Raw genomic sequence first — 21,955 nt, forward strand, 5'->3', positions numbered from 1 at the left:
GGTCGTTCTCTCCTTGGTACCCCTGGCTGTACCTCCATTGGGGTGTACGCGGGAGCGACCGGGAGGGCCTGCGGCTGGTGTGCTGATCACTGTCAGTAGAGCACTCCCACAGGAGAGAGTGAAATGGCAGTCGACAGCCGGCCGGAGGCCGAGCGGTACACGAGTCAGAGCGGGCTTCGGGGCTTCATCCGCAACCATCCGCTGATCAGCTTCTTCGTCCTGGCCAACCTGATGAGCTGGGTCGCCTGGGTGCCCTACATCCTCTCGGCGACCGGCCTGGCGGTCTGGGACTTCGCCTTCCCCCGGTTACTCGGCAGCACGCAGCTCGCCGGGGTGCTGCCCGGCGCCTATCTCGGCCCCATCTTCGCCGCGTACATTGTGACCAGGGTCGCGGACGGCAAGGAAGGCGTCCGCCGGTGGCTGCGGAGGATGACCAAGTGGCGGGTCGGCTGGGTCTGGTATCTCGTGGCCGTCCTCGGGGTCCCCGCCGCCATCATCGCCGCCTCTCTCGCGCTCTCCGGCGAAGACATTCATGTGCCGCCCGTCGCGGTGCTGGTCGCCTACGTGCCCAGCCTGCTGATCCAGATGGTCACCACCGGTCTCGCCGAGGAACCCGGCTGGCGTGACTTCGCCCTGCCCCGCATGCAGCGCAGGTTCGGCCCGCTGGGCGCCACCGCCGTCCTCGGCCTGCTGTGGGGCGTCTGGCATCTGCCGCTGTTCCTGAGCGAGTGGGGTGGGTGGCCGGACGTCACCATGATGAGAGTCGGCGAGTTCGTCGCCTTCTGCTGCGCCTTCAGCGTGGTCGTCACCTGGATGTTCAACCGGACCGGCCAGAGCCTGCCGCTGGTCATGCTGCTGCACGTGAGCGTCAACAACTTCATGTCGCTCCCGTACGGGGAGATGTTCCCGTCGATCGCCTCCGCCGAGCAGGCGAGCCATGTCACCCTGCTCGCGGCCACCACGGCGGCGATTGTGCTGCTCATCGCGACCCGCGGCCGCCTCGGCTACCGTCCGGCCGAGGAACACACGCCGGAGCTCGCCCAGGCGGAGCTGAACGCTGCTTGATCGACGATTCCTGTTCTAAGCTCTCTGGCCCGAGGGGGGTGCATGATGGCGGCGCACCAGCCGGAACCGGCCGACACCCGGCGAAACGATCGGAGGGGTGTCGCCGCACGCGCCCGTGACGTCTTCCACGCGTTCGAACACCTCGTCGGCGGCCTCAGCACGGCGCTGCTGGCGCTCGCCGCTCTGGTGTGGCTCGTCGTGGCCGGACTGACCTGCGTGATCGGTGTGGGCCTGCTCCTGCTGCCCACCGTGCCGCGTGTCGTACGGTCCGTCGCCGAGCGCGAGCGTGACCGGTTGTCCCGCTGGGGGCCGGAGATCGTCCCCTTGGGGCCCGCGCCGGCCGGCGCACGCGCCGCGCTCGCCGATCGGGCCGTACGTCGGGAGCTGTGCTGGATCCTCGCGCACGGCACGCTGGGCCTGTTCCTCGGCGTGGCCGGGTTGACCATGGTGCTGAACGCCGTGCAGAACATCACGTATCCGCTGTGGTGGCGGGCGCTGCCGGCGGAGGATCCCACCCCGACCCTGGTGTTCTGGGACGTGCGCGACGACGCCGGCGCCATGGCGGTCGCGATCCTCGGCGTGGGAATGGCCGCCTGCTTCCTGGTGCTGGGGACGGGAATGGCCCGGTTGCAGGCGTGGCCGGGACGCCGGCTCCTGGCGCCCACCGCCGACGTCGACCTGTCTCTGCGGATCGCGGAGCTGTCGGCCACCCGCGCGGCGGCGCTGGACGCCCACGCCGCGGAGTTGCGGCGGATCGAGCGCTCGCTGCACGACGGGGCGCAGAACCGGCTGGTCGCGGTCACCGTGATGCTCGGCGCGGCCCGCCGCGCGCTGGCCCGTGACCGGCCGGACGCGGAGGACATGCTCGAACGCGCCCAGGAGACCGCCGAGCAGGCGCTGGCCGAGCTCCGTACGGTCGTCCGCGGCATCCTGCCGCCCGTGCTGGCCGACCGGGGGCTCGCCGGCGCGCTCGCCGGGCTCGCGGCGAACTGCGGTGTGCCCTGCCGGGTCGACGTCGACGCGCTCGGCAGGTGCCCCGCCTCCATCGAGGCCACCGCCTACTTCGTGACCGCCGAGGCACTCACCAACATCTCCAAGCACAGCCGGGCCCGGCACGCCACGGTGACCGTACGGCGTGAAGGCGACCGGTTGTCCCTGCGGATCGAGGATGACGGCGTCGGCGGCGCGGACGAACGGCACGGCTCCGGGCTCACCGGCATCCGCAGCCGGGTCGAGGCGCACGACGGCCGTCTCACCCTGACCAGCCCACCCGGCGGGCCGACCGCACTCGAAGTGGAGTTGTCATGCGGATCGTGATAGCCGAGGACGATCCGCTGCTGCGTGAAGGCGTCGCGCTGTTGCTGCGCGCGGAGTCCTTGGACGTGGTGGCCACGACCGACTCCCCGGACTCCTTCCTGGCGGCCGTCGACGCCCACCGGCCCGACGTGGCCATCGTCGACGTCCGGATGCCTCCGACCCACACCGACGAGGGCATCGCCGCGGCGGTCGAGGCCAGGCGCCGTCAGCCCGGCCTGGCCGTGCTTGTGCTGTCCGCCTACGTCGAGCAGGCGTTCGCCACCGAACTGCTCGCCGGCGGAACCGACCGGCTCGGATACCTGCTCAAGGAGAGAGTCGGCCGCGTCGACCAGTTCCTCGACGCCCTGCACCGGGTGGCCGAGGGCGGCACGGCCATAGACCCCGAGGTCGTCGCGCAGTTGCTCACGCGCACCCGCACCGACAGCGGGCTGGAACGGCTGACCGCCCGGGAGTTCGACGTGCTCGCCCTGATGGCCGAGGGACTGGGCAACACCGCCATCTCCGAACGGCTCTTCGTGAGCGAAGGCGCCGTCCACAAGCACATCCGCAGCATCTTCGCCAAACTCGACCTGGCCCCCACCGACCGGGCGGACCGGAGGGTCACAGCCGTCCTGCGCTACCTGGAGGAGACCCAGCGCCGCGGCTGACGTCGTACACACACTTGTTGTGACTCCAGGTAATTGTCACGGCGGCTTGTTCTATACAGAGAGTGATGAAAGGATTAGGGCAAGAGTTCGAATCGCAGGGGCGGTGGGAGGAGGTGCGCATGGAGTCTCCGACGTTCGACATGCCAGCCCCTCGTCCTCCGGCTGATCCCTGGTGGGCAAGGATCATCGACGGCCCGCCCTTCTGGTCCTCGGATGACCCTCCTGCGTCCGAGCCCGGCGCCGAAGACTCGCGTCTTCGCCCTGCCGTCGTGCCAAACCTTGCCGTCGTGGCGCCGAACCACGCTGCCGTCGCGCCGAACCATGCTGTTGACGGCGGCCGCTCCCAGGACAGCGCGAGCGGAAACCTCACTACCGCAGGTGGCGGCACTTCCACCCCCAGGCCGGCCCGTGAGATCCCGGCGAACCCAGCCGACGACGCCGCTGACGCCGACGAGCACGGGGACGCTGACGGGCCCCGGGACGCCGGACCCCGGAGAAGCGCGGCCGAAAGCGCCCCCGGTGGCGCTGCCGGTGCTGCTTCCGGCGGTGCTTCCGACGGTGCTCGTGGTTGCGCTTTTGGCGCTGGGTCGTCGTCGTGGGTGGCGGTGGCGGCGGTTGTCGAGGCGGCGCGGGCGGTGGCGCTGGTGCCGGTGCCTGAGGCGGCGGAGGTGTGCCTGGCTGAGGCCGAGGAGCTGCTGTCGGCCCGCGACCGCATCACTTCGGCGTTGGCCGCCCGCGTCGGCCGCGTTCACCGGGCCGGAGAGGCGAAGAACCATGGGCACGCCTCCACCAAGTTGTGGTTGCGTTCCGCCGGGGGGATGACCCCTGCGGGAGCCGGCCGTCTGCTGACGATGAGCATGGAGCTGGTCCGCCTGCACGAGGTGCGCCGCCTGTTCGCAGAGGGCAGCTTGCCCGAGGGGATCGTGGAGGCGATCTGCATAGCCACTTCCGGGCTGACCGACGACCAGGCGACCACCGCCGAGCGGATCTTGCTGGAGTTGGCGAGATCGGCGGGTGCGGCGGAGGTGGCCAAGGCGGGGCGATTTCTGCGGGCGGTGCTGGACCCCGACGGCCACGAGAAGGACGAGCAGGCGGACTTCGACCGCCGGTTATTCCGGATTCGTAGGCGCAGGAACGGCGGTGTGGAAGGGGAGTTCTACCTGCCGGTGGAGGCCGCGGCGCGGTTGCAGCATTGGCTCGACGTCTACGCCAAGCCCAAGGCCGAGGGTGATGACCGCACGCCGAGTGTGCGGAACGCCGACGCGCTGATCGCGCTCCTGGAGAACAAGATCGCCACCGAGCTCCTGGTGCTCGTCAACGCCGAATCCCTCCCCGACGACCCCGCGACGGCTCCCGGCAGCGGACCCCGCGCCGGTGATGCTCCGGGGCGTGACAGCGGGCGCTGCGAAAGCGACATACCCGAGTGCGACGGTGACCGGTTCGGGAGCGATGCGCCGATGCGGGGCGACGAGCACTGGGCTGACGCGCCTGTCAGCCGGGACCCTGGCGTGGATGCTCCCACCTGCGGCGACGAGCGTCCCGCTACGGAGCGCTCGGCCACGGGCAGCCCGAACGTCGCCGAGCCGCACTCCGACTCGGCCCACGGCGACGAGCACGCCGAGCCGGGCGGCGGCCGGAACTGCACTGGAAACCGACGTGCGTCCGGCTACCCCGATGAGGACCGCCCCGCCGGTGACTGCCCTGCCGACGACTGCACGGCAGGGGACTACCGGCATGCCTTCACGCCGGGTGCGACACCGAGCGGGACGCCAAGGACGGGAGCCGACGCCTGGCCGGGAAACGACGCCTGGCCGGGGCCGGAACCCAGCAACACGCCGGATGGGGAGTACGACACCCCGTCGTGGGTGGGAGCCGACGCTCCGCCAGGGTTGGGGGGCAACAGTCCGCCGGGGGTGTGGTTGCGGGGGTTGCCGGGGCTGATCCTGGCGACCGGGCATCTGCTGCCCGTCGCCGGCGTGCACCGGCTGGCCCGCACCAGCACCCTGGTCCGGGTCGTCATCAACGCTGCCGGGCAGGTCCTGGACATGGGCCGCAAGGTCCGCCTGGCGACTCCGGCGCAGCGGCGGGCGGTCTTCGCCCGGTATGCGACCTGCTGGGTGGACGGCTGCCCGCTGCCCGCGACGATGTGCCAGATCGACCACGCCGAGGACTGGTGCAGCGGCGGGCTGACCGACCTGAAGCTGCTCGGGCCGGCGTGCCAGTTCCACAACCGCGACCGCTACCGCCACCCCACCCGCTACACCCGCCGCAAGATCGGAGCCGACCGCTGGGCCTTCACCTACCGCAACCCCCGCACCACCCGCACCGCCCGGCGAGCGAGGACATGACGGAGAAAGGGACCATGGCTGCCGACGTCGCGGCCTGATACCTGACGGTTGTTGACATGATCGGGCGATAGTCTCCCGCCGGAAGGAGGCGATGCGATGCGTCACGTGGCGCTGTTGCGTGGTATCAACGTCAATCCCGCCACCGCGGTGGCGATGGCCGATCTCAGGGCACTGCTCGACCGCCTCGGGTACGGGGACGTGCGGACGCACCTGCGCAGTGGAAACGCCCTGTTCACGGCCGACGGTGACGCCGATTCGATCGCCGCCGCGATCGAGCGCGGGCTCCAGGAGGAGCTCGGCCTGTCCACTACGGTGATCCTCCGTACGGCTGAGGAGCTTCGCGGCGTGGTGGAGCGCAATCCCCTGGAGGTCAGGGACCCCGCGCGGTTCGCCGTGGTCTTCCTGGCCCGGCCGCCGGACCGGGAAGGGCTGGCGAGCATCGACCCGGCGGCGTACGCCCCGGAGGAGATGCGGATCGGCGAGCGGGAGCTCTACGTCTACTTCCCCGACGGGCTGCGGCGTCCCAAGCTGCCGCCGCTGCTGGAGAAGCATTCGACCGGCCCGGCGACCATGCGCAACTGGAACACCGTCACCCGCCTGCTCTCGCTCGCCACCCAGTAGGGTCGGTGTCCTGATGAGCGCCACTCTTGTCGCGAAGGAACTCGCCGCCGGGCACGGCGACCGCGTCCTGTTCACGGATCTCGATCTGGTCGTCGCGCCCGGGGACGTCGTGGGGCTTGTGGGGGTGAACGGCGCGGGCAAGTCGACGCTGCTGCGCCTGCTGGCCGGCCTCGACACCCCCGAGCACGGCAGCGTACGGCTCAGCCCGCCCGCCGCCAACGTCGGCCATCTGCCGCAGGAGCCCGAACGGCGGCCCGGGGAGACCGTCGCCGCCTTCCTCGCCCGCCGTACCGGGGTCGCCGCCGCACAGCGGGCCCTCGACGCGGCCACCGAGGCGCTCGTCGGCGGCGATCCCGGCGACGCGTACTCCGAGGCCCTCGATCGCTGGCTCGCCCTCGGTGGCGCCGACCTGGAGGAGCGGACCGCCGAGGTGGCCGCCGACCTCGGGCTCACGGTCGGCACGGAGCAGGAGATGGCGTCCCTGTCCGGCGGGCAGGCGGCCCGGGTGGGGCTGGCCGCGCTGCTGCTCAGCCGTTACGACGTGTTCCTGCTCGACGAGCCCACCAACGACCTCGACCTCGACGGCCTGGACCGGCTCGAACGCTTCGTGACGGGACTGCGCGCCGGGACCGTGGTCGTCAGTCACGACCGTGAGTTCCTCGCCCGCACGGTGAACAGGGTGGTCGAGCTCGACCTCGCCCAGCGGCAGGTGCGCGCGTACGGCGGCGGTTACGACGCCTACCTGGAGGAGCGCGAGGTCGCCCGCAGGCACGCACGCGAGCAGTACGAGGAGTACGCCGACACCAGGTCTTCGTTGGAGGCCAGGGCCAGGGCCCAGCGCGCCTGGATGGAGAAGGGCGTCAAGAACGCGCGCCGCAAGGCCACCGACGGCGACAAGCTCGGACGGAAGTTCCGCACGGAGGCGACGGAGAAGCAGGCGGCCAAGGCCCGGCAGAGCGAACGGATGATCGAGCGGCTGGAGGTCGTCGAGGAGCCGCGCAAGGAGTGGGAGCTGCGGATGGAGATCGCCGCCGCGCCCCGCTCCGGAGCCGTCGTCGCGACGCTGCGCGGCGCGGTCGCGCGACGTGGCGCCTTCACGCTCGGGCCCGTCGACCTGCAGATCGACTGGGCCGACCGGGTCGCGATCACCGGCGCGAACGGCTCGGGCAAGACCACCCTGCTCGGCGTGTTGCTCGGCCGGGTGCCCCCGGACGAGGGGACGGCGACGCTCGGCCCCGGGGTGGTCGTCGGCGAGGTCGACCAGGCCCGCGCCCTCTTCGAAGGCGACGAGCCGCTGCTCGACGCGTTCGGCGCGCTCGTCGACCTGCCGCCCGCCGACGTCCGCACGGTGCTGGCCAAGTTCGGTCTGCGCGCCGACCACGTGCTGCGCCCGGCGGCCACGTTGTCACCCGGTGAGCGCACGAGGGCGGCGCTCGCTCTCCTCCAGGCCCGTGGGGTCAACCTGCTCGTCCTGGACGAGCCCACCAACCATCTCGACCTTCCCGCGATCGAGCAGCTGGAGTCGGCGCTCGCCTCGTACACGGGGACTCTGCTGCTCGTCACCCACGACCGGCGCATGCTGAAGGCCGTCCACACGACACGCCGGGTCGTCGTCGAGTCCGGCCGGGTCCGCGAAGACTGAACCGCTACGGCCGCTGAGCCTCACGGCCGAAGTAGCGGGCCACGACCTGCGTGTGGAGCGGGAACGCCAGCTCCTGAGGGGCGTCGATCACCAGCCACTCGCTGGTCTCCGCGGTGGGGACGACCGGCGGGAGTGCGTCCGCGGCTGTGCGCGGCCCGAGGCCGAAGATCAGCACAGTGCCGTCGGGCGCGCTGAGCACGTCGAACAGCCGCACTCCGGCCACGTCGACGACGACGCCCGTCTCCTCGCGGACCTCCCGCACGGCGGCCTGCTGCCAGGACTCGCCGATGTCGATGAAGCCGCCGGGGAGGGCGAGCAGGCCGCGGTGCGGCTCGACCGCCCGGCGGACCACGAGAAGGCCAGACGTACGCGCACCGTCCACCGGAAGCACCAGGACCGCGACCGGCAGGGGGTTGAGATAGCCGGTGTTGCCGCACTCCTCGCAGGTCCTCGGCCAGGGCAGGCCGGGCGCGTAGGCCGCTCCGCAGAAGGAGCAGTGGGAGTTCCTGATCGCCACGCTCGCGAGGGTAGCACCGGCCGGCTCGACGTTGATCACGGATCGGTGCCGCGCCGGGAACCGTCTCATCCCTCCGAGGTGACGTGCAGGGCGACCGGCCGCAGGACCAGGCCGTCGGCCCACTTCACCGACTCGGGCGGGGTGGCCAGGCGGAGGTCCGGGCGCCGGGTGACCAGGGCTCTGAACGCCTCGGTGAGCTCGACCCTGGCGAGACTGGCGGCCAGGCAGCGGTGCGGGCCGTACCCGAACGCCACATGCGGGTTGGGCGGGTGGCCGGTGAAGCGGTGGATGTCGAACCGGCCGGGCTCGGGAAACGCCCGCGGGTCGTGGTTGGCGGCGTTCAGGTTCGGCATGACGACCGTCCCCGCGCTCAGCGGGCCGCTGGGCAGGTCGGTGTCCGCGGTGACGCGGCGCATGAAGGCGTTGGCGGGCGGCCCGTCGAAGCGCAGGACCTCCTCGACGGCGGTGGCCGTCAGGGCGGGGTCCGCGACCAGTTCGTCCCACTGGCTCCGGTGCAGCAGCAATCGGAACACGCCACGGGCGATCATCGAGGCCGTCGTCTCGTACCCGGCCGTGATCAGGGAGAAGACGGTGTTGACGAGTTCGCCCTCCGACAGCCGGTCGCCTTCGTCCCTGGCCTGGATGAGCAGGTCGATGAGGTCCTGCCCGGGCGAGAGGCGATGCCGGGCGACCAGTTCGGCGGCGTAGGCCATGAAGTCGGTGTAGGCCTCCTGGCGCACCTGCCCGTCGGCCGTGGAGGTGGTCAGGAACATGTCCGTCCACCGGACGAACTGCTCGTAGTCGTCGATCGGCACGCCGAGCATCTCGCAGATGACATGGGCGGGTAGCCGCAGCGCGTATCCCTGGACCAGGTCGAAGTCGTCGCCCAGGCCGTCGAGGAGATCCTCGGCGATCTTCGCGATGCGGGGACGCCACGGCTCGATCTGGCGCGGGGTGAAGGTGCCGTGCATGATCCGCCGGTAGCGCGTGTGCTCCGGCGGATCCTGGTTGACCAGCGCGTCCGGGTCGTCGTCGATGCCGACGCCGCTCACGAACCGCGGCAACCCGGGAAGGCGGAGATTGCGGCTGGATGTGGGCGAGGCCAGCAGGGCGCGGACGTCCTCGTACCGGACGACCATCGGGACGCGGTCGCCGCTGGGCATGGTCGCCGGCTCCAGTGGCCCCGACTCGCGCCTGCGGGCGAGCTCCGGCGACGGCGTGGCGAGCGGACCCGGCACGATGTCCGGCCCCCCGCTTGGACTCGGCTCGGTGGCCATCGCAACCCCTTCCCGGTCTGGGGCGCCCCGGGGGCGGCCTACGCGGAACGTACGAAATGTCGCCTGGCCCGTCAACAGGCCCGGAATGTTCTGCCATACGGTGACAGTTGCGCATGACGAAACCGCTGTGCCGAGGGCGTTCTTGAGGGAGTCTCATCCGTGACCACGACGACGACATCGAAGGGCATCGGGCTACGGTCGGAACGCGGTCCCGTCCTCGCCGCCATCATGCTGTGCACCGGCTTGGTGGCGCTGGACAGCACGATCATCGCGACCGCGGTGCCCTCGGTCGTCGGCGACCTCGGCGGGTTCTCCCAGTTCCCGTGGTTGTTCTCGATCTACCTGCTCACCCAGGCCGTCACCGTGCCCATCTACGGCAAGCTGGCCGACGTCTTCGGGCGCAAGCCGGTGATGTTCTTCGGCATCGCCGCGTTCCTGCTCGGGTCGGTGCTGTGCGGGGTGGCCTGGAGCATGCCCGCGCTGATCGCGTTCCGGGCGATCCAGGGCATCGGCGCCGGTGCGGTGCAGCCGATCAGCATCACGATGGCCGGCGACCTCTACTCGGTCGAGGAACGGGCCCGGGTCCAGGGCTACCTCGCCAGCGTGTGGGGCATCTCGGCGGTCGTCGGCCCGACGCTCGGCGGCGTGTTCTCCGAGTACGTCTCCTGGCGCTGGATCTTCTTCATCAACCTGCCGCTCGGCGCGGTGGCCGCCTGGGTGCTCGCCCGCCGGTTCGAGGAGCGGGTCGAGCGCGGCTCCCACCGGATCGACTACCTGGGCACCGTGCTGCTGACCGGCGGTTCCTCGCTGCTCATCCTCGGCCTGCTGGAGGGCGGAGTGGCCTGGGAGTGGAACTCGGCGCCCAGCCTGCTGATCTTCGGGGCGGGGGTGCTGCTGATCGCCGCCTTCGTCCTCGCCGAGCGCCGCGCGGCCGAGCCGGTGCTGCCGCTGTGGGTGTTCCGCCGCCGCACGCTGACCGGCGGCAACCTGGTCTCCGTCGGCGTCGGCGCCCTCACCATCGGGCTCACGTCGTACGTCCCGACGTACGCGCAGGGGGTGCTGGGCACCGGCGCGCTGGTGGCGGGCTTCGCCCTGGCCGCGCTCACCATCGGCTGGCCGCTCGCGGCGACGTTCTCCGGCCGCCTCTACATGCGCATCGGATTCCGTGACACCGCGCTGATCGGGATCGTCGTGGTGGTGGCGGGCACCGTGCTGTGCGCGCTGCTCGGCCGGAACGCGATGATCTGGCAGGTCGCCGCCGCCTGCTTCGTGGTCGGCGTCGGCCTCGGGCTGTCGGCCAGCCCCACGATGGTCGCCGTGCAGTCGGTCGTCGGCTGGGAGCGCCGCGGCGTGGTCACCGCGACGAACATGTTCTCCCGCTCGATCGGCAGCACGGTCGGCGCCGCGATGCTGGGCGCCATCTCCAACGCGACGCTGTCGGACCGCTTCGCCCACCCGCCCGCCTCCCTCGCCGACTCCGCGGCGGGACGGCTGCCCGACAGCCTCGACGCCACGAGCCTGGTGCTGAACGCCCAGGGCGCGGCGGCCCACTCGGCCGCCGCGTCCTTCGTCCGGGGCGCACTGTACGACGCCGTCCACCACATCTTCGTCGCGCTCGTCGTGGTGGCCGTGCTCAGCGTCGGCGCGCTGCTGCTCATGCCCCGCCGTACGACGGAGCTGTCGTTCGACTGACCGAGCGCCCCGGCCGAGACGTCAGGCGGCCGAGCTGTCAGGCGGCCGTGCGTTCGCCGAGGGGGCGGCGGCGCAGGCTCGTCCGCTGGAGAGCCGGCGGCACGTACGCCTGGTCGAGCACGCCGACGTCGGTGCCGGGCGGGACGATCGCGTCGATCCGGTCGAGGATGTCGTCGGTCAGAGCGACGTCGACGCCCGCGAGCAGGTCGTCGAGGTGGCTCATCGTGCGTGGCCCGAGGACGGCGCTGGTCACGCCGGGATGAGCGATGGCGAAGGCCATGGCGAGGTGGGTCAGCGGCAGACCCGCCTCCTGGGCGAGCGAGACGAACCGTTCGACGGCCTCGATGCGGTGCTCGTCGTTGACGTGCTTGAGGAAGCCGGCGCGGCGGAGCTCGTTCTGCCGCCCCTTGCGGACCTGTCCGGTGAGCAGTCCCTGCCCGAGCGGGCCCCACACGAGCGTGCCCATTCCGTAGCGCTGCGCGGCCGGCAGCACCTCGCGTTCGATGCCGCGGTTGAGCAGCGAGTAGGGCGGTTGCTCGGTGCGGAATCGCTCCAGGCCGCGCCGCTCGGCGACCCACTGGGCCTCGACGATGTCGGACGCCGGCATGGCGGACGTCCCGATCGCGCGGACCTTCCCACTGTGGATCAGGTCGGAGAGCGCGGAGAGCGTCTCCTCGACGTCCGTGGCGGGGTCCGGCCGGTGGATCTGGTAGAGGTCGATGTGGTCGGTCCCCAGGCGGCGCAGCGAGTTCTCGACGGCGGTCATGATCCAGCGCCGCGAGGCGCCCTGCTGATTGGGATCGTCACCGACGGGGCGGCTCACCTTGGTCGCGAGCACGACGTTGTCCCGCCGTCCCTTGAGCGCCCTGCCGACGATTTCTTCCGAGTCGCCGTAGGCGTCGGCGGTGTCGATGAGGTTGATCCCGGCGTCCAGCGCCTTGTGGATGATGCGGGCCGAGTCGCCGGGATCGGGGTTGCCGATGGACGTGGCGAACATCAGTGCGCCGAGGCCATAGGGGCTGACCTTGATACCGGTGCGGCCGAGCGTGCGGTACTGCATGCGAACCATGCCTTCCTTCGTCGAACAGTCGGGGTCATCCGTAGCGTCGGCTCCGAGCCTCGGGCGGCGCGGGCGTGGGCGGGAGAGACGCCCTTATCCCGGGACAGGCCGTCCCTGGCAACGTCCGGCTCACCGGGGCATGGTGAGGGGCATGGTGAAGGGTGTGGACAGAACCGAACTGGCCGACTTCCTGCGTCACTGCCGTGCCCGAGTCACCCCTGCCGACGTGGGGCTGTCGCACGGCGCGCGGCGGCGCACCCCGGGACTGCGCCGTGAGGAGGTCGCGCAGCTGGCGAGCATGTCCACCGACCACTACACGCGGCTCGAACAGGCCAGGGGCTCGCACCCGTCCCGCCAGATGCTCGCCGCCGTCGCCCGCGCGCTGCGGCTGACCGGCGACGAACGGGACCACCTCTTCCACCTGGCCGGCGAGGAACCGCCGCGGGACCGGTCGGCCACGGAGCACGTCCGGCCCGGCCTGCTGCTCATCCTCGACCGGCTGATCGACACGCCCGCCCAGGTGGTGAACGACCGCGGCGACGTCCTCGCGCAGAATTCGATGGACAAAGCACTTCACGGTGACATGTCCGCCCGCCCCGAGGCGGAGAGCAACCTCATCTGGCGCTACTTCACCGACCCGTCCGCGCGGGAGCTCTTCCCTCCCGGGGATCGTGACCTCGCCGCCCGCACGGCGGTGGCGGATCTGCGCGCCACCTCCGCCCGCCGCCCGGACGACGCCCGGCTGGCAGAGCTCGTACGCCGGCTCCGCGCCCGCAGCGAGGAGTTCTCCGCGCTGTGGAACGCCCACGACGTCGCCGTACGCCGCGCCGACGTCAAGCGCTTCCGGCATCCGGTCGTCGGCCTGCTGGAGCTGGACTGCGAGGTGATGCTCAGCCCGGAGCACGACCAGCGGCTGGTCGTCTACACCGCCCGCCCGGGCAGCGAGTCCCGCGAGCGGCTGGAACTGCTACGCGTGGTCGGCCTCCAGGACCTGATCCGCGGCTGAACGCACGAGACGTTCGTCCCCGTCCGAAGGGACGGGGACGAACGCGGGCCGTCAGGAGGCGGCGTCGACGGCGTTCTTCGTGGGGGGCTCGGCGCCGTTGACGCTCGCGCCGTCCTGCTGGACCGCCGCCTGAGCCGCGGCGGGAGAGCCGCCGGCCAGGAGGGTGCGCGCCAGGCCCAGCCCGGTGCCGCCCAGCGTGAGCGCCTTGGCCAGCATCTCCTCGATGCCCTGGGCGCCGTTGAGCACCACCATGTGGTCGACGTTGCCGAACGCCTTCGCCCCGGCCTCGACGATCTGCGGCCAGTTCTCGGCGAGCTGCTGGGCGATGACGGCCTCCTGGTTCTCCCGCAGCGCCTCGGAGCGGGCCCTGATCGCCTCGGCCTCGGCCAGACCCCTGGCCTTGGCGGCCTCGGCCTCCGCGAGACCCCGCGCCTTGGCGGCCTCGGCCTCGCTCAGACCGGTCGCCCTGGTCGCGGCCGCGGCGGCCTCACCGCGCAGCCGCACCGACTCGGCGTCGGCCGCGGCCGCCTGCTTGACCTGCGACGCCTGCGCGACCGCCCGCAGCTCGGTCTCCTTCGCCTCCGCCTCGGCCTGCGCGATGCGCGCGTCGCGCTCGGCCTGCGACAGCGTGACGGTCTCGTACGCCTTGGCGTCGGCGGGCTTGCGCACCTGCGACTGGAGCCGCTGCTCGGAGAGCTGGGCCTCCAGCTCGGCCGTACGGGTCTCCTGGACGACGACCTCCTGGCGGGCCGTGGCCTCCGACAGCGGACCGGACTGCCGCGACCGCGCCTGCGCCTCGTCGATCTCCGCCTGGTAGGAGGCCTGCTTGATCTGCGCGTCGCGCCAGGCGGCGGCCTTGTTCGCCGCCGCGATCTGCTCGGCCTCGGTGGCCTCCTGGTCGCGCTGCGCCTCCGCGATGCGCGCGGACGCGGCGATCTTCGCGGCGTGCGGCTTGCCCAGGTTCGTGATGTAGCCGGTCTCGTCCTCGATCTCCTGGATCTGCAGCGAGTCGACCACCAGGCCGAGCTTGCTCATCTCGTCGGCCGCGGAGCTGCGAGTCTCGCTGGTGAGCCGCTCCCGGTTCAGGATGAGATCCTCGACGGTCAGGTTGCCGATGATCGAGCGCAGGTGACCGGTGAACAGCTCGTGGATGGCGCCGTTCATCGAGTCCTGCTGGTCGAGGAAGCGCCGGGCGGCGTTCGCGATGCTGGTGAAGTCGTCGCCCACCTTGTAGATGATCACGCCGCGCACCTGGACCGGGATGCCCTGCTGGGTCACGCAGTTGACCTGGAGGTTCGTGGCCCGGCTGTCGAGCCGCAGCCGCCGCGAGGTCTGGAAGCCGGGCAGCACGGCGGTGCCCTTGCCGGTCACGATCTTGAAGCCCAGGCTGTCGGCGAGCTCGTTTCTCGTGTGGGCGCCGAGGCCCGAGATGATGAGCGCCTCGTTGGGCTCGGCCACCCGCCAGATGGCCTTGAACAGCATGGTCAGGACGATGAGGGCGACGATGGCGACGCCGCCCACGACCAGGATCTCCGAGGGCATGGGAGCCTCCGTCCAAGTGGGGGGAAAGAGAGAGGAGGAGGGTGCCGGTCAGACGATCGCGCGTGCGACGTAGACAGTGCGCGGGGGCGAATACTCCACGACGACGACGATGGACCCCACCAGGATCTCCTCGTCCGGGACGCTCGGATAGGCGTAGAACGCCTCGACACCCCCGCGGATGGGCACCATCACCTCGCCGACAAGGCCGGGACCGATCCTGCCCGTGACCCTGCCCTGTCTGCCGACCACCCGCGTCACCCCGTCGTTTTCACCACATCTGGCCGCACCGCGAATGCGTACGCTACCCCGGATTGCGCGCTTCGCCATGTTCAGCACCATCGCCCGGAAAACGTGCGTACGGACGCTGGAGTTCCGCCCTGCGCCTACCGGGCCGGTGACCGGGCCGCCGGCTGGGCCGGCGCAGCGTCGTGAACGCCCAGGAGACGTCCGGCTCCACCGCCCACCGGAAGGCCCGCCGTACCGGGGAGGTGCACAGCACGGCCGCCAGTACGGCCCCCAGCAGGACCATCGCCGCCACGCCGAGCGGATTGACGAGCGCGTCGTGGAAGCGCTCGGTGACCTTCACCGCGAAGCCGTGCAGCAAGTAGGCGTACATGGTGGCGGCGCCGAGGCCGGAGAACCAGGTGCGGCGGTCCGGGGTGAGCGCGAGGAACGCCAGGACCAGCAGGAAGCCCGCCGCCAGCATGGCGAGCCTGATCAGGGTGCCGGTCAGGTCGTCCACGCCGATCTGGTGGTTGGAGTGGCGCCAGCGGATCCACTCCGTCGGCACGAGCCGGTGCACGGCGAAGGCCCCGGCGAGCGCCGCGGCCAGCACGGCGCCACCCGTGATCGCGGCGACCCGTCCTCGCAGCAGTTCCAGGTGGCCGGGGGTGAGCATGAGCCCGAGCACGTAGAACGGCAGCAGGCCGAAGGTGCGGTTCATCGACAGCTCGTCCGGCAGCGCGCTCGTCCCCGACAGCAGCGAGAGCCCGACCGCGACCACCAGAGGATGCCGCAACTGCTGCCAGACCGGGGTGGACAGCCGCCAGAGGAACAGCGACATCAGGAACCAGGTCAGGTAGTACGGGTCGAGCAGGCTGATCTCGAGCTTGCCGTACAGGAAGTAGCGGGGCAGCGAGTAGGCCACCTCGAAGATGACGTACGGCACGGCCAGGCCGCTGATGAGCTTGCGCGCCTTGCCGGCGGAGAACGTGAAGTTGCGCGACAGGTAGCCGCTGATCACGATGAACAGCGGCATGTGGAAGAGGTAGACGTAGAAGTAGAGCGCGTGCGCCGCGGGGACGTCCCGCAGGTCCTCCACGAGGTGCCCGGAGACGACGAGGACGATGGCCAGGAACTTGGCGTTGTCCAGCAGCGGGTCGCGGGCGGGGGCCGCCGTGCCGGACGTGCGCGCGGGAACGGTCACGGTCATGCGGCCGGACCCTAGTCACCCGTCCGTGAGCACCGGCGCAACCCCGGGCGAACACTCCCCGAACTCTTAGGCCCGATAGCGCGTGGCGAGCTCGGGGCTCTGCCCTCCGAAGGCGGCGAGCTCGGCCCGGAAGACCGCGTCCAGGAGACCGGCGTCCTCGACGCCGGGTGCGCAGACGACCTCTCCCAGCTCCAGCCCACGCAGGCAGGCCGTCACGACGTCGTCGGCGCTCATCCGCGGCACGGCGCTCAGGTCGAGACCCTGCCGCTCGTGGAACTCGGTGGCAACCACGCCCGGGCACAACACCTGTACGGCGACTCCCGTGCCCTCCAGCTCCGCGCTCAGGGTCTGGGACATCGCGACGAGGTGGGCCAGGGTCCCGGCGTAGACGGCGCGGCGGGGCATCTGGGAGTGCGGGGCCGGGCCGCTGAAGGCGATCATGCCGGCCACGTTGACGATCGCGCCGCCGCCCCGCTCCCGCATGCCCGCGACGGCGGCCCGGGCGAGCATGGTCGGAGCGACGACCTTGACGTGCACGAGCTCTCTGGCCTTGTCCGCGGGAAGCTCGGCCAGCGGCATGTAGTGGGCGACGCCGGCGTTGTTGACGAGCAGGTCGAGCGGCTCGTCCGCGCAGATCCCGGCCACCGTGTCGATGCCCTCGTCGGTGGACAGGTCGGCGGCCACGGTCCGGATCCCGGCTTCGGGGTGCGAGGCGGCGAACTCCTCCAGACGCTCCTGCCGCCGGCCCACGACCACCAGGTCGTAGCCGTCGGCGGCCAGGCGCGCGGCGAAGGCCCTGCCGATCCCGGAGGTGGCGCCGGTGACGAGTGCGAGCCTGCTCATGACCGCGTGTTCCTTTCGGTTGCCGTGTTAGTGCCCCCAGCCTCCGGGACGACTCCGCGGCCGGGCCAGTCGTCCGGTCTTCCTGGGACTGCCGGTACCACGCGGGTCCTGGCCGGAACGGGCAGACTGGCGGCATGGCGACGTCGGAATTCGGGCAGGCCGTGCGCCGGTGGCGCGACCGGGTCGCACCGGAGGCGGCGGGACTCCCCACAGGGGGGCAGCGGCGCGCGCCGGGGCTCCGCCGCGAGGAACTGGCCCTGCTGGCCGGGATCTCCGTGGACTATGTGACCCGCCTGGAGCAGGGCCGGGCCGCCAATCCGTCACACCAGGTCGTCGAGTCCCTCGCCCGGGCCCTGCGGCTGTCGGACGCCGAGCGCGCGCACCTCTTCCAACTGGCCGGGCTCCGGTCGCCGGGGCCCGGCACCGTGCCCACGCACATCACCCCGAGCGTGCAGCGCCTGCTCGACCGGCTGACCGGCTCCCCCGTCGCGGTCTTCGACGCCACCTGGACGCTGCTCCAGGCGAACCAGCCCTACGCCGCGCTCATGGGCGACCCCTCCGACCGGCTCGGCCGTCGGCGCAACGGGGTGTGGCGCACCTTCCTCGGGCTGAACGACCGGGTGCGGCACACCACCGTGTCACGGCGCGAACTGGAGGCGGCCCTGGTGGGCGACCTGCGGGCGGCCACCGCCCGCTACCCCGCCGACCAGCGGCTCAAGCGACTGGTGGCGGACCTGCTCGCGAACAGCGACAGGTTCGCCCAACTGTGGGAGACCGGCGTCGCCGGGCACCACCAGGCCGCCCGCAAGACGATCGACCACCCGGAGGCGGGCGCCGTGACGCTCGACTGCGACGTGCTCACCGTGGCGGGCAGCGACCTGCGCGTCATGGTCTACACGGCCGAGCCAGGCACCGAGGACGCCGAGCGCCTCGCGCTGATCACCGTCCTCGGCACCCAGGCTCTGAACACCCGGTCTCTCGGCAGCTCAGCCTGACAGTCCGGTGGCGGCGGCGCTGGCGTCCCAGAGGGCGGCCGCGAGGGCGGGGTCGGACATCGTCTTCGGCACCCGCGCGGGGGCGTTCTTGACGAAGTAGCGGCCCGGGTGGTCCACGCCGTCGGAGTGGGTGGCGAGGTGGACGATCCTGGCGGCGCCGGCCTCGGGCGGCTCGCCCACCCCGGGAACGCGCCACACCATCTTCATGAAGAGCGTGCCGTCCGCGAAGGACGTCTTCAGCACTCCCGGGTGCAGGCAGGTGGCGGCCAGCCCGCGCTCGGCGAGCGACACGGTGAACAACGCGTTGGCCTGCTTGGAGTCGCCGTACTGCAGCCAGCCGTTCCAGCGCCGCCGTTCCCTGGACAGGTCGGCGGGGTCGAGGCGGCCGGTCTTGGCGGCCCGCGACGAGGTGGTGACGACCCGGGCCGACGACGCCGCGAGGCGGTCGGCGAGCAGGTTCGTGAGCAGGAACGGCGCCAGATGGTTGACCTGGATCATCAACTCGTTGCCGTCCACCGTCGTCCGCCGGTCGGGCGACATGACGCCCGCGTTGTTGACCAGCACGTCGATGCGGTCGTACCGGGCCAGCAGTTCCGCGGCCAGCCGGCGCACCTGGTCGAGGGAGGAGAAGTCGGCCACGAGGGTGTCCGGGCGGGCACCGCCGGCCTCCGCGGCCCGGTCCGCGACGGCGCGCAGCCTCTCGGGGGTACGCCCGATGAGCACGATTTGATGACCTCGCCGAGCGAGATCAAGGGCGGAAGCTGCACCGATTCCGGCACCAGCCCCAGTGATCACTGTAATCATCGTTTCCTCCCCCTGCGCGGCGAGTGTATCGGTGCTAGCCTTCTGTGCGATCTTCCGGAGGTGCATTCCCCCATAAATGCGGCACAGCCTCCAGCACTGCAGGAGTGGCCATATGGGTTCAAAAAACCGCTCGATTCGGTTCAAGATCTTCTTACTGCTGCTCCTACCATTGCTCATGTTGAGTGCTATGTGGGGGTTTGCCCTAAAGCTCACGGTCGGCGACGGTGTCATCCTCATGCGTTCCAAGACGCTGTACGACACCGTGGGCATCGCCTCCACCGACCTCGGGCTGCAGATCCAGGCCGAACGCGCGCTCACCGCGGGAGTGCTGAGCAGCGGCCAGACGAACTCCGCCGCCCTCACCGCCCAGCAGGCCAAGACCACCGCCTCGGTGGACAGGTTCCGGAGGACCGCCGGCGAGGACTCCACCCGTGACGCCATGGGCGAGGACCTCGTGGCGCCCCTGGAGTCCCTGCTGTCCTCCCTCGAACGCCTGCCCTCGATCCGGGAGTCCGTCTCGCTCGGCCAGATGGACCGGCTGTACGCCATCAACTCCTACAACGCGATCATGGATGACATGTTCGCGCTGTACGAGAGGCTGGTCTCGGTCCCCGACCTGACCGTCTTCCAGCAGGCCAGCGCGATGCAGGGGATGGGCAACGCGCACGAGATGATCAGCCGTGAGGACGCCCTCATCCGCGGCGCGCTGGCCAGCGGCGTGATGACCGGCGAGGAGCAGACCGCGTTCAGCGAGTGGGTGTCCACCCGCCGCTTCCTCTACCGGAAGAACCGCACAGTCCTCACCGGTGACATGCGCGCGCCGTACGAGCAGGAACTCACCTCACCGCTGTTCGACCGCTTCACGGCGCTGGAGAACCTGCTCGTCAACCGGGTGCGCACCGGCGGGCCGGTCCCGCCGGAGGCCCAGAAGTGGTCGCCGACCGTCGACCAGTTGATCCTCAGGCTCGACTCGGCCCGGGTGAAGGCGTCGGACGCGCTCAACACGAACGCCACCTCGGTCGCGACCGGGATCCTGCTCCGCATCCTGGTCGCCGGAGGGCTCGGCCTCGTCGTCATCGTGACGACGATCATCTTCTCCGTACGGTTCGGCCGCCGTCTCGCCCGCGACCTCGCCGGGCTGCGCGACGCCGCGCTCGACCTCGCCGACGTACGGCTGCCGCGCGTCGTCGAGAAGCTGCGGCGCGGCGAGGAGGTGGACGTCGAGGCCGAGGCGCCCCCGATCAACGCGACGGGGTCCAGCGAGGTCGAGGACGTCGCCCACGCGTTCGGCTCCGTGCAGCGCACCGCCGTCGAGGCGGCCGTCGGTCAGGCCGCCCTCCGCCGCGGCGTCGGCCAGGTCTTCCTCAACCTGGCCCGGCGCAAGCAGACCCTGCTGCACCGCCAGCTCACGCTGCTCGACTCGATGCAGCGCCGGGCCGAGGACCCGGAGGCGCTGGAGGACCTGTTCCGGCTCGACCACCTCACCACCCGCATGCGGCGGCACGCGGAAGGCCTGATCATCCTCTCCGGGGCCACGCCGGGACGCGCCTGGCGCAAGCCGGTGCCGCTCATCGACGTGGTCCGGGCGGCGATCTCCGAGGTGGAGGACTACACCCGGGTCACGATGGCGCCGATGCCGGCCGCCACCCTCATGGGCGCGTCCGTGGCCGACCTCGTCCACCTGATCGCCGAGCTGATCGAGAACGCCACCGTCTTCTCGCCGCCGCACACCCGGGTGGAGGTCCGCGGGGAGCTCGTCGCCAACGGGCTCGCGATCGAGGTCGAGGACCGCGGCCTGGGCCTCTCGCCCGAGGAGTACGACGAGATCAACGCGCGGCTGACCGACCCGCCGGAGTTCGACCTGGCCGACAGCGACAGGCTCGGGCTCTTCGTCGTCAGCCAGCTCGCCGCCCGGCACGGAATCAGGGTGGTGCTGCGCGGGTCGCCGTTCGGCGGGACGACCGGGATCGTGCTCATCCCCCGCACCCTGGTCGTGGAGGACGGCGCGCCCGCGGCGATCGAGGGGCCGCCCGCCCCCCGCGGCGCCCACGCCAAGCCGATGCCGAGGGCCGTGCACGAGACGGTGCCGGACAGGGTGCCGGACACCGTGCCGGACACCTTCCCGGAGAGATTCCCGGAGACCGCGCCCGAGACCACGCCGCCGACGCTGCGCGAGGCCGTCGCGGGACGGGTGTGGGAGCCCGGCGGAGCCTCGGAGTTCCCCGAGTCGTCCCCGTTCTTCACCCCGGCCGCCCTGCGGACCGAGGCCGTGCCCTCCTCGATGCGCGAGGCTCCGCCCGCCCCCACGTCCATCCCCACGCCCGTCCCGACACCGTTCCCCACACCCGTGCCCACACCCGTCTCCATGCCGGAGCCGGCCCCCGCGAACGGTGCGGGCAACGGCTCGGGGAATGGTGCGGGGAACGGCGCACCGAACGGCACCGCGTCCCGGCCCAGGGGGTCGGCGCCCAACGGGACCCACGCCGGTCTGCCGCGCCGGGTCCGCCAGGCCAACATCGCTCCGCAGCTACGCACCCCGTCCACGCAGCCGCCGCTGTCCGCCCCTCCGATGGAGGAGCGGTCGCCCGAGGAGGCCAGGGCCGTGTTCGCCGCCTTCCAGAGCGGAGCGCGCCGGGGCCGGGAGGACTCCGACCAGCCGGGTGGGGTAGCACCCGGTGACCACGCACACAACACGCACGGCGAGAAGGGTGACGCATGACCGGCAAAGCGACGTCGACCGGCGAACTGAACTGGCTGCTCGACGATCTCATCAGCAGGGTCGCCGCCGTCCGCCAGGCGGTGATCCTCTCCACCGACGGCCTCGTCGTGGGAGCCTCCCAGGGGCTGAGCCGGGAGGACGCGGAGCACCTGTCGGCGGTCGCCGCCGGGTTCCAGAGCCTGGCCAGGGGTGCCGGGCGGCACTTCGGCGGCGGCGAGGTGCGGCAGACCATCGTGGAGATGGAGGCGGCGTTCCTCTTCGTCACCGCCGCCGGGCAGGGCACCTGCCTGGCCGTCCTGGCCGCTTCCGACGCCGACGTCGGCCACATCGCGTACGAGATGGCGATGCTGGTCAAGCGCGTGGGCCAGCACATCTCCACCAACCCGCGCCGGATCTCCCCGTGAGACGGGCGCGCATATGACGGGACC

General features: G+C 71.6%; 19 protein-coding genes. 11 read left to right on the forward strand and 8 right to left on the reverse strand.

What is annotated here, in order from left to right; translation table 11 throughout:
* Positions 1 to 123: 123 nt before the first annotated feature.
* From FED44_RS02290 to FED44_RS02315, 6 genes are all read left to right on the forward strand, one after another.
* Positions 124 to 1,065, forward strand: a complete 942-nt coding sequence (locus FED44_RS02290; RefSeq protein ID WP_111700353.1) for a CPBP family intramembrane glutamic endopeptidase — start codon at positions 124 to 126, stop codon at positions 1,063 to 1,065.
* Between the two features lie 42 nt (positions 1,066 to 1,107).
* Complete coding sequence (locus tag FED44_RS02295; protein WP_138459564.1) at positions 1,108 to 2,382, forward strand: sensor histidine kinase; 1,275 nt, start codon at positions 1,108 to 1,110, stop codon at positions 2,380 to 2,382.
* Entirely contained in the window at positions 2,370 to 3,029 is a 660-nt protein-coding gene (locus FED44_RS02300) for a response regulator transcription factor (RefSeq protein WP_138459565.1), read from the forward strand. The genes FED44_RS02295 and FED44_RS02300 overlap by 13 nt, the downstream gene beginning before the upstream one ends.
* 605 nt (positions 3,030 to 3,634) lie before the next feature.
* Positions 3,635 to 5,377 (forward strand): HNH endonuclease signature motif containing protein, encoded by a 1,743-nt coding sequence (locus FED44_RS02305; protein ID WP_167521362.1) that lies wholly within the window; start codon positions 3,635 to 3,637, stop codon positions 5,375 to 5,377.
* 96 nt (positions 5,378 to 5,473) lie between these two features.
* Positions 5,474 to 5,998, forward strand: coding sequence for a DUF1697 domain-containing protein (locus tag FED44_RS02310; RefSeq protein ID WP_111700349.1), 525 nt, complete (start codon positions 5,474 to 5,476; stop codon positions 5,996 to 5,998).
* Between the two features lie 13 nt (positions 5,999 to 6,011).
* A complete protein-coding gene (locus tag FED44_RS02315) occupies positions 6,012 to 7,640 on the forward strand; it encodes an ABC-F family ATP-binding cassette domain-containing protein (RefSeq protein WP_138459567.1) in 1,629 nt (542 codons plus the stop codon).
* Positions 7,641 to 7,644: 4 nt separating this feature from the next.
* Here the strand turns inward: FED44_RS02315 and FED44_RS02320 are convergent, their stop codons facing one another.
* The gene (locus FED44_RS02320) at positions 7,645 to 8,226 is read right to left on the reverse strand and encodes an NUDIX domain-containing protein (RefSeq protein WP_167521363.1); all 582 of its coding nucleotides are present in this window, start codon (positions 8,224 to 8,226) and stop codon (positions 7,645 to 7,647) included.
* Complete coding sequence (locus FED44_RS02325; RefSeq protein WP_111700347.1) at positions 8,223 to 9,434, reverse strand: cytochrome P450; 1,212 nt, start codon at positions 9,432 to 9,434, stop codon at positions 8,223 to 8,225. Before FED44_RS02325 ends, FED44_RS02320 begins: the two co-directional genes overlap by 4 nt.
* A 159-nt stretch (positions 9,435 to 9,593) precedes the next feature.
* Between FED44_RS02325 and FED44_RS02330 the strand changes: the two genes are divergently transcribed.
* Positions 9,594 to 11,126: an MDR family MFS transporter gene (locus FED44_RS02330; RefSeq protein WP_222867864.1), complete on the forward strand. Its 1,533-nt coding sequence runs from the start codon at positions 9,594 to 9,596 to the stop codon at positions 11,124 to 11,126.
* Positions 11,127 to 11,163: 37 nt separating this feature from the next.
* On the opposite strand, the gene FED44_RS02335 is transcribed toward FED44_RS02330, so the two are convergent.
* Positions 11,164 to 12,195: an aldo/keto reductase gene (locus FED44_RS02335; protein ID WP_316246842.1), complete on the reverse strand. Its 1,032-nt coding sequence runs from the start codon at positions 12,193 to 12,195 to the stop codon at positions 11,164 to 11,166.
* Between the two features lie 154 nt (positions 12,196 to 12,349).
* Here FED44_RS02335 and FED44_RS37965 point away from each other — a divergent pair, with 154 nt between their 5' ends.
* Positions 12,350 to 13,192 (forward strand): helix-turn-helix transcriptional regulator, encoded by an 843-nt coding sequence (locus tag FED44_RS37965; protein ID WP_187405957.1) that lies wholly within the window; start codon positions 12,350 to 12,352, stop codon positions 13,190 to 13,192.
* A gap of 51 nt (positions 13,193 to 13,243) precedes the next feature.
* Here the strand turns inward: FED44_RS37965 and FED44_RS02345 are convergent, their stop codons facing one another.
* The 4 genes from FED44_RS02345 to FED44_RS02360 form a co-directional block, all read right to left on the reverse strand.
* A complete protein-coding gene (locus FED44_RS02345) occupies positions 13,244 to 14,734 on the reverse strand; it encodes a flotillin family protein (protein ID WP_111700344.1) in 1,491 nt (496 codons plus the stop codon).
* 48 nt (positions 14,735 to 14,782) lie between these two features.
* Positions 14,783 to 14,983 (reverse strand): hypothetical protein, encoded by a 201-nt coding sequence (locus FED44_RS02350; protein ID WP_111700495.1) that lies wholly within the window; start codon positions 14,981 to 14,983, stop codon positions 14,783 to 14,785.
* Between the two features lie 52 nt (positions 14,984 to 15,035).
* Complete coding sequence (locus tag FED44_RS02355; RefSeq protein WP_138459569.1) at positions 15,036 to 16,166, reverse strand: acyltransferase family protein; 1,131 nt, start codon at positions 16,164 to 16,166, stop codon at positions 15,036 to 15,038.
* 66 nt (positions 16,167 to 16,232) lie between these two features.
* A complete protein-coding gene (locus FED44_RS02360; RefSeq protein ID WP_111700343.1) occupies positions 16,233 to 17,009 on the reverse strand; it encodes an SDR family NAD(P)-dependent oxidoreductase in 777 nt (258 codons plus the stop codon).
* Between the two features lie 134 nt (positions 17,010 to 17,143).
* On the opposite strand from FED44_RS02360, the gene FED44_RS02365 reads away from it, so the two are divergent.
* A complete protein-coding gene (locus tag FED44_RS02365; RefSeq protein ID WP_138459570.1) occupies positions 17,144 to 18,004 on the forward strand; it encodes a helix-turn-helix transcriptional regulator in 861 nt (286 codons plus the stop codon).
* On the opposite strand, the gene FED44_RS02370 is transcribed toward FED44_RS02365, so the two are convergent.
* Positions 17,996 to 18,808, reverse strand: coding sequence for an SDR family NAD(P)-dependent oxidoreductase (locus FED44_RS02370; protein WP_111700341.1), 813 nt, complete (start codon positions 18,806 to 18,808; stop codon positions 17,996 to 17,998). The genes FED44_RS02365 and FED44_RS02370 overlap by 9 nt on opposite strands.
* A gap of 235 nt (positions 18,809 to 19,043) precedes the next feature.
* On the opposite strand from FED44_RS02370, the gene FED44_RS36215 reads away from it, so the two are divergent.
* Positions 19,044 to 21,527, forward strand: a complete 2,484-nt coding sequence (locus FED44_RS36215) for a sensor histidine kinase (protein ID WP_208758793.1) — start codon at positions 19,044 to 19,046, stop codon at positions 21,525 to 21,527.
* A complete protein-coding gene (locus tag FED44_RS02380) occupies positions 21,524 to 21,931 on the forward strand; it encodes a roadblock/LC7 domain-containing protein (RefSeq protein ID WP_030507694.1) in 408 nt (135 codons plus the stop codon). Before FED44_RS36215 ends, FED44_RS02380 begins: the two co-directional genes overlap by 4 nt.
* Positions 21,932 to 21,955 lie beyond the last annotated feature (24 nt).

It is taken from the genome of Microbispora triticiradicis, from assembly GCF_005864065.1.
GTDB lineage: Bacteria > Actinomycetota > Actinomycetes > Streptosporangiales > Streptosporangiaceae > Microbispora > Microbispora triticiradicis.

Excerpts from the sequence above, each read along its gene's own strand:
- FED44_RS02380 (WP_030507694.1), top strand. The coding sequence starts at position 21,524 with ATGACCGGCAAAGCGACGTCGACCGGCGAACTGAACTGGCTGCTCGAC.
- FED44_RS02365 (WP_138459570.1), top strand. The coding sequence starts at position 17,144 with ATGGCGACGTCGGAATTCGGGCAGGCCGTGCGCCGGTGGCGCGACCGG.
- FED44_RS02300 (WP_138459565.1), top strand. The coding sequence starts at position 2,370 with ATGCGGATCGTGATAGCCGAGGACGATCCGCTGCTGCGTGAAGGCGTC.
- FED44_RS02335 (WP_316246842.1), bottom strand. The coding sequence starts at position 12,195 with ATGGTTCGCATGCAGTACCGCACGCTCGGCCGCACCGGTATCAAGGTC.
- FED44_RS02320 (WP_167521363.1), bottom strand. The coding sequence starts at position 8,226 with ATGAGACGGTTCCCGGCGCGGCACCGATCCGTGATCAACGTCGAGCCG.
- FED44_RS02370 (WP_111700341.1), bottom strand. The coding sequence starts at position 18,808 with ATGATTACAGTGATCACTGGGGCTGGTGCCGGAATCGGTGCAGCTTCC.
- FED44_RS02310 (WP_111700349.1), top strand. The coding sequence starts at position 5,474 with ATGCGTCACGTGGCGCTGTTGCGTGGTATCAACGTCAATCCCGCCACC.
- FED44_RS02315 (WP_138459567.1), top strand. The coding sequence starts at position 6,012 with ATGAGCGCCACTCTTGTCGCGAAGGAACTCGCCGCCGGGCACGGCGAC.
- FED44_RS02295 (WP_138459564.1), top strand. The coding sequence starts at position 1,108 with ATGATGGCGGCGCACCAGCCGGAACCGGCCGACACCCGGCGAAACGAT.
- FED44_RS02325 (WP_111700347.1), bottom strand. The coding sequence starts at position 9,434 with ATGGCCACCGAGCCGAGTCCAAGCGGGGGGCCGGACATCGTGCCGGGT.
- FED44_RS02360 (WP_111700343.1), bottom strand. The coding sequence starts at position 17,009 with ATGAGCAGGCTCGCACTCGTCACCGGCGCCACCTCCGGGATCGGCAGG.
- FED44_RS02345 (WP_111700344.1), bottom strand. The coding sequence starts at position 14,734 with ATGCCCTCGGAGATCCTGGTCGTGGGCGGCGTCGCCATCGTCGCCCTC.
- FED44_RS02355 (WP_138459569.1), bottom strand. The coding sequence starts at position 16,166 with ATGACCGTGACCGTTCCCGCGCGCACGTCCGGCACGGCGGCCCCCGCC.
- FED44_RS36215 (WP_208758793.1), top strand. The coding sequence starts at position 19,044 with ATGCGTTCCAAGACGCTGTACGACACCGTGGGCATCGCCTCCACCGAC.
- FED44_RS02290 (WP_111700353.1), top strand. The coding sequence starts at position 124 with ATGGCAGTCGACAGCCGGCCGGAGGCCGAGCGGTACACGAGTCAGAGC.